This window comes from Mesorhizobium metallidurans STM 2683 (assembly GCF_000350085.1).
In the GTDB taxonomy this organism is placed as follows: domain Bacteria; phylum Pseudomonadota; class Alphaproteobacteria; order Rhizobiales; family Rhizobiaceae; genus Mesorhizobium; species Mesorhizobium metallidurans.
Map to the genome: position 1 here is coordinate 1 of NZ_CAUM01000012.1, position 6897 is coordinate 6897.

6 protein-coding genes are annotated in these 6897 nt (G+C 63.1%); 3 read left to right on the plus strand and 3 right to left on the minus strand.

Features of this window, described 5'->3' with window-relative positions:
* Positions 1 to 90: 90 nt before the first annotated feature.
* Together guaD and MESS2_RS02880 are read right to left on the minus strand one after the other, a co-directional pair.
* Positions 91 to 1407: a guanine deaminase gene (gene guaD, locus MESS2_RS02875; RefSeq protein ID WP_008872563.1), complete on the minus strand. Its 1317-nt coding sequence runs from the start codon at positions 1405 to 1407 to the stop codon at positions 91 to 93.
* Position 1408: 1 nt separating this feature from the next.
* Positions 1409 to 2626, minus strand: coding sequence for a urate hydroxylase PuuD (locus MESS2_RS02880; protein ID WP_008872564.1), 1218 nt, complete (start codon positions 2624 to 2626; stop codon positions 1409 to 1411).
* Positions 2627 to 2868: 242 nt separating this feature from the next.
* Between MESS2_RS02880 and MESS2_RS02885 the strand changes: the two genes are divergently transcribed.
* The 3 genes from MESS2_RS02885 (at position 2869) to MESS2_RS02895 (ending at position 6140) form a co-directional block, all read left to right on the plus strand.
* Entirely contained in the window at positions 2869 to 3789 is a 921-nt protein-coding gene (locus MESS2_RS02885) for a LysR family transcriptional regulator (protein WP_008872565.1), read from the plus strand.
* 123 nt (positions 3790 to 3912) lie between these two features.
* Positions 3913 to 4872 (plus strand): LLM class flavin-dependent oxidoreductase, encoded by a 960-nt coding sequence (locus tag MESS2_RS02890; protein WP_008872566.1) that lies wholly within the window; start codon positions 3913 to 3915, stop codon positions 4870 to 4872.
* Positions 4869 to 6140 (plus strand): LLM class flavin-dependent oxidoreductase, encoded by a 1272-nt coding sequence (locus MESS2_RS02895; RefSeq protein ID WP_008872567.1) that lies wholly within the window; start codon positions 4869 to 4871, stop codon positions 6138 to 6140. Before MESS2_RS02890 ends, MESS2_RS02895 begins: the two co-directional genes overlap by 4 nt.
* Positions 6141 to 6197: 57 nt before the next feature.
* Here the strand turns inward: MESS2_RS02895 and xdhC are convergent.
* On the minus strand, positions 6198 to 6897 hold a 700-nt coding region (gene xdhC, locus MESS2_RS02900), incomplete at its 5' end, for a xanthine dehydrogenase accessory protein XdhC (protein WP_040591940.1).

Sequence of the window (6897 nt, forward strand, 5' to 3'; positions counted from 1 at the left end):
ATCAACGCCGACGAACTCCTCTCCCCTCGGGGAGAGGTCGGATTGCCCCGAATTGCTCTTCGCAATTCGGGGCAATCCGGGTGAGGGGGTTCACCCTGCGATCATGTCGCTCTTCGCCGCCCGGCCCGCGACATAGACCTCGCGCACGGCGCGGTCGTCGCCCAATGTCTGCAGGAGAAACAGTTCCTCCGCCAAAGACTCAATGGTTTCCATCCTGAGCCGCATCGCTGGCGTGGCGCGCGCGTCGAGCACGACGATGTCGGCGTCAGTGTCCAGGTCCAGCGTGCCAACCATTTCCACGACCGACAGCGCCTCGGCATTGCCGCGGGTGAGTTGCCAGAAGGACTGGAACGGATTGAGCTTCTCGCCGTTCAGCGCGATGACCTTGTAGCCCTCGTCCATGGTGCGCAGCATCGAGTAATTGGTGCCGCCGCCGACATCGGTGGCGGCGGCGATGCGAAGTGCCTTGTCACGCCTGCGGAAGCGCTGATAGTCGAACAGGCCAGAGCCGAGGAACAGGTTCGATGTCGGGCAGAAGACGGCAACCGAGCCCGAGGCCGAAATCGCATCGGCCTCGCGTTCCGACAGATGGATACAATGGCCGAGCAGGCTCCTTTTACCCAGCAGCCCGTAATGGGCGTAGATGTCGGTGTAGTCGCGCGACCAGGGGTAGAGATCCTGCGTAAGGGCGATCTCGGCGTGGTTTTCCGACAGATGCGTCTGCATGTGCAGATCGGGATGCTCGCGGCAGAGCGCGCCCGCCATCTCCAGCTGCTCCGGCGACGAGGTGATGGCAAAGCGCGGCGTGATGGCATAAAGCTGGCGCCCCTTGCCGTGCCATTCCCTGATCAGTGCCTTGGTGTCGTCATAGCCCGATTGCGGCGTGTCGAGCACGCCTTCAGGCGCATTGCGGTCCATCATCACCTTGCCGGCGATGTTGAGCATGTTGCGGTGATGCGACTCGGCAAAGAAGGCCTCGGCCGAGGCCTTGTGCACCGAGCAATAGGCCGCGACCGTCGTCGTGCCATGGCGGACCATCTCGTCAAGGAACAGCCTGGCGATGCGGCGGCCGTGCTGGGCGTTCTGGAATTTCGTTTCCTCGGGAAAAGTGTAGGTGTTCAGCCAGTCGAGCAGCTCAGCGCCATGGGATGCGATGACCTGCATCTGAGGAAAATGCACATGCGCATCGATGAAGCCCGGCAACAGCAGATGCGGCCGGTGGTCGATTTTTTTGGTCCGTTCGCCGGCCTGTTTCTCGACCTCGGCATAGGCGCCGGCGGCAACAATCCGGCTGTCGCGGATCAGCAGGCCGCCGTCTTCCTCATAGCGCCAGGCGGAATGATCATCGATGGTCTCGGGCCAGCGCAGGAAGGACAGCGTGCGGCCGCGCAAAAGTATGGAAGTCATGCTATTTCCCTGCGCCTTCGAACCAGGTCACCAGCAGCGCCCGCTCTTTGTCGCTGATCTCGGTGACATTGGCAGGCGGCATGGCGTGGCTGCGGCCGGCCTGCAAATAGATTTCGCGGGCATGCTCGGCTATGGTCGCATCGGTATCGAGCATTACCCCTTTCGGCGCATGGTAGATACCTTCATAGACCGGCTCCTGCGTGTGGCACATCGAGCAGCGTCCAAGCACGATATCGCGCACGGCGGGGAAATCCGCCGAGGCGACATAGGCCTGCGCTGCCGAGGACGCCTTCGCCTGGCCGGTCAGCACCTTGGGCGCCGTCGACAGCCAGATGATGATGACGAACAGGATGGCGGCAGCGAGCCAGGTCCAGGTCGGGTTGCCCTTGCGCGCATGGACGGTGTTGAAATAGTGTCGGATCAAAACGCCGATGATGAACACCAACGAGGCGATGACCCAGTTGAACTCAGTACCAAAAGCCAGCGGATAGTGGTTCGACAGCATCAGGAACAGGACCGGCAGCGTCAGGTAATTGTTGTGCAGCGAGCGCTGCTTGGCGATCTTGCCGTATTTCGGGTCGGGCTTCCTGCCGGCGATCAGGTCGGCGACGACTATCTTCTGGTTGGGGATGATGACCAAGAAGACATTGGCCGACATGATCGTGGCGGTGATGGCGCCGAGATGCAGGAAGGCGGCGCGGCCGGTGAACAGGTGGGTGAGTCCCCAGGCGATGAACACCAGCACGCCGTAGAGCACCAGCATAAGGCCGGTGTCGCTTTTTCCGAGGGGCGAGCGGCAGAGAAGATCATAGACCACCCAGCCGACGCCGATCGTTGCCATCGACAGCAGGATGCCTACCGGCACCGACATCGGCAACACGTTGGGGTCGATCAGGAAAAGGTCGGCGCCGGCATAATAGACCACCCACAGCATGGCGAAACCCGACAGCCAGGTGGCGTAGGATTCCCATTTGAACCAGATCAGGTGCTCGGGCATTTCGGCCGGCGCCACCAGATATTTCTGGATGTGGTAGAAGCCGCCGCCATGCACCTGCCATTCTTCGCCAGAAGCGCCGGCCGGCATGCCCGGACGCTGGCGCAGACCGAGATCAAGCGCGACGAAATAGAAGGACGAGCCGATCCAGGCGATGCCGGTGATGACATGCAGCCAGCGCACGGCGAAACTCAGCCAGTCCCAGAAAATCGCGAAATCCATCATTGAAGTCGTCCCTGCCGGTGAGGAGACTTTACGGACTGGAGCGTAAACGGAAAGGGCTGAGCTGCACGATGACTTTCAAAAAAAATGGAAAATACTACAGCGCCGCGCGTCCCTTTAGGCGCGCAAAGGACGCTGTAGAACTTTTTATCTGGCGCATGAATCCTTTCCGAAAATCGATTCCGATTTTCGGGGTCATGCACCAGGTTGATCCCACGTAGCCGCATGAGAGTCACGGAAGCCACATGGCCTATCTCGACAACATCGCCGTCTTCGTCCGCGTCGTCGAGCTCGGCAACCTCTCGGCGGCGGGGCGCGACATGCGCATCTCGCCGGCGGTCGCCTCCAACCGCATCAAGGAGCTGGAGAAGCACCTTGGCGTCAGGCTGTTCAACCGCACGACCAGGCAATTGATGCCGACCGAGCACGGCACGGTTTTTTACTCGGGCGCCAAGCAGGTTCTGGAAGCGATCACCGAGGCGGAAGCCGCGGTGTCGGCGCTGTCCGGCCAGCCGCGCGGTACCATTCGCGTCACGGCGCCCTTGGGTCTCGGCCGCCGGCTTGTGGCGTCCGGCATTCCCGATTTCCACGACAAATACCCGGATATCGAGGTACGGCTCAGGCTCTCCGATCACAATGTCGACATCATGAAGGAAGGCATCGACGTCGCCTTCCGGCTCGGCATCATCGAGGATTCCAGCCTCAGGATGCGCGGCATCATGGAATGCGAGCGGGTACTGGTGGCGGCGCCGAAATATCTGGAGGCGCGCGGCGAACCGGCCGAGCCGCAGGAACTGATCGGCAAGAAGCACGACTGCCTGATGCTGCGCTATTCCGGCGCGCGCGAATATGTGTGGACGCTGCAGACGGCGGACGGCCCGCGGAAATTCGAGGTGCACGGACCCTACGACACCGATGATGGCGACGTGCTGACCGGCTGGGCGCTGTCGGGCCGTGGCATCATCAACAAGCCGCGTTTCGAGGTCGAGCCGTTCATCCGCGACCGGCGGCTGAAGGTGATCCTCGCCAATACGCCGCCGACGCCGGTGCAGTTCGCCGCCGTCTACCCGCACAAGAAGCTGCAGGACCCGAAAGTGCGGCTGCTGCTCGATTTCATGGCCGAGCGCTGCCAGCGGCTGATCAAGGATATTCTTGCTGGCAAATGAGGGCTGGCCGGCAAGTGATGGGCTGCTGGCCCACCCAAAGGGATTGCCTTAAACGGAGGCGAACTTAGGTTCGCGTACACCGCCTATGGGCGCGGCCGACCATTCCTGACGAGCAAGACCACCATGCATCTCGCCGTTTCGCTCAACATTGCTTCCGCAACCGGCCAGGCCACCGAGCTAACTCCAGGCGTCATAGCCGGCTTTGTCCGGCAGCTGGAAGCGGCTGGGCTGGACATGGTTGTCCTTGCCGACCGAGTGCCCGGCAGCGTCGGATCGAGCAGCCCGTTCGAAGCAACGACTTTGCTGGCGGCACTGGCGACAGTGACAAGCAGGATCGGCCTCGTCGCAGCGGCATCGACGGTCGCCCATCAACCCTACAATCTGGCGCGCCGCTTTGCTTCGCTCGACATTATCAGCCACGGCCGCGCCGGCTGGAGCGCGACTATGGCCCAGGATCCGCGCGAGGCGGCCAATTTCAGCCGATCCGAAGGATTTTCCGCCGACGACTTTCGCCGCCGCGCGGAAGAATATATCGGCATCGTTCAAGGCCTGTGGAATGGCTGGGAGGCGGACGCGCTGCTGTTCGACAAAAGCGGTGGCCGCTTTCACGACCCCGAAAAGATGCATCTGCTCGACCACAAGGGCGGGTATTTTTCCGTGCGCGGACCGCTCAATGTTGCGCGCTCACCGCAGGATATGCCTGTGCTCGTCCTGTCCGGCCTGTCGGAACCCGATATGGATATCGCCGCCCGCGCGGCCGATGTCATCCTGCTGGACGACGGATCGGCGGAGGATACCAAGCTGCATTGTCACGATCTGAAGCGCCGTGCCGCCGCGTGCGGACGTGAACCGGAGGCGGTCAAGGTACTGATGAATGTCAGGGGCGATGTGATCGTCGACAGGCTCGATACATTTTTCCGGTCGGAAAGCTGCGATGGGTTCAACATCCTGCTGCCGGCCTCGGCACTCGATGATTTCGTCGACCGCGTACTGCCGGAATTGCGCCGCCGCAGCCTGTTTCGACAGAGCTATCGCGGGTCAACGCTGCGCTCGCATCTCGGACTTGCCGGAGGCGACCGATGACCGGCACCTCGCGTCAGATGAAGCTCGGCGCTTTCCTGTGGGCGACAGGCCACCATATCGCCGCCTGGCGCCATCCCAAGGCGCATGTGACGGCGGGCATCGACATCGACCACTACATCCAGTTGGCGCGCACGGCGGAAGCGGCGAAGTTCGACATGATCTTCTGCGAGGACGCAGCCGGCCTGCGGGAGGCCAATGTCGGCATCGCCAGCCAGACCTCGCGTTCGATCGGCTTCGAGCCGATCAGCCTGCTCTCGGCTCTCGCCGTGCAGACCGAGCGCATCGGCCTCGTCTCGACGGCGTCGACAAGCTACAACGAACCCTATGGACTGGCGCGGACCTTTTTGTCGCTCGACCATCTGAGCGGTGGGCGGGCCGGCTGGAACCTGGTCACCTCGGCCAGCCCCATCGAAGCCGCCAATTTCGGCTCTACGGGCCTCAAGCCCCATGCCGACCGCTACGAGCGGGCGCGGGAATTCTCCGAAGTGGTAACCGGACTTTGGCACGGCAAGCTCGATGGCGCTTCCGTATCTGGCCACGACGGCCAGAGCTTTTCGGTTCGCGAGCCGCTGGACCTGCCGCGTTCGCCACAGGGCGCGCCGGTGATGGTCCAGGCGGGCGCCTCGGACGTCGGCCGGGACCTTGCCGCCTGCACCGCCGATGTGGTGTTCACGGCGGCGCAGACTTTCGAGGAAGCGAAGGCCTTCTATGACGATCTCAAGGGGCGGCTGGCGGCTTACGGGCGCGATCCCGACGACATCAAGATCATGCCGGGCGTTGCCCCGGTGGTGGCGGAAACGGAAACGGAAGCCCGCGAGAAATACGAGGAATTGCAGGAGCTCATCCCCGACGATGTCGGCGTCGCGCTGCTGTCCAGCTATCTCAGCATCTCCGATCTCGGACGCTATCCGATCGACGGGCCGCTGCCGGAATTGCCGGTGAGCGAGGGGATGAAAAGCCGGCAGGCGCTGGTCATCGAGCAATCGCGCCGCGACAACCTTTCGATCCGCCAGCTTGCGCGCCATTTCGCCGGCGCGCGTGGTCACTGGCGTATTGTCGGAACGGCGGTGCAGATCGCCGACGAACTGCAGGCTCGCTTCGAGGGCAATGCTGCCGACGGCTTCAACGTCATGCCGTCCTGGTTTCCTGGCGAACTCGATGCCGTTGCCACGCTCGTGGTGCCGGAATTGCAGCGGCGTGGCCTGTTCCGCACCGAATACGAAGGCCGCACCTTGCGCGAGCATCTCGGTCTGAAATGGCCCGCATAGGGGCAAGCACCGCACGCACCGACGTTCTCCGTTCACCCATGGAAAAGCCGGTTGAGGTTACTCGGCCATCGCTTTCCCGTGGAAAGCCGGGCTTGGCATCGATGTCGAGTGAGAAACCAGCGCCGTCATGATCTCGGCGGCGGCAAGTGCTGCGATCACTTGCGGGCGCTTGTCCCTGACGGCATCGCCGCCGATCGGCGAGACGAGGCGGGCGAATTCCGCCTCGCTGCCTTCCGCCGACTTCAGGAACCAGTTCCTGAAGGTCGCCTTCTTGGTCTTCGAGCCGATCATGCCGACATAGGCGGTGTCGTTGCGCTTCAGCGCCTCGGCGACGATCAGGAAATCCAGCGCATGGTCGTGGGTAAGGATGGCGAAGGCGGCTCCCGCGGGCGCCTCGCGCACGACAGCCTCGGGCATCGGCGTCAGCCTTGTCTCAACCCTTTCCGGCATGCCCTCCAGCGCCTCGGCCCGCGTCTCGACGACGACGACATGCACCGGCAACAAGGCCGTTGCAGAGGCCAGCGCCTGGCCGACATGGCCGCCACCGAAGAGGTAGAGGTGAGGTAGATGGGTCTCCTCGGCTTCGGCCACCGTGACCAGTTCCTGCGCCAGCGCCGCATCGACGAGCCGGATCAGCACTTCGACGCGGCCACCGCAGCATTGGCCGATCTCCGGCCCGAGTGGTACGTCGAGCGTGGCGACAACCTTGTCGGCGTCGCGCCGCCCCTCACCCACCCCCTCTCCCCGTAAGGATGGG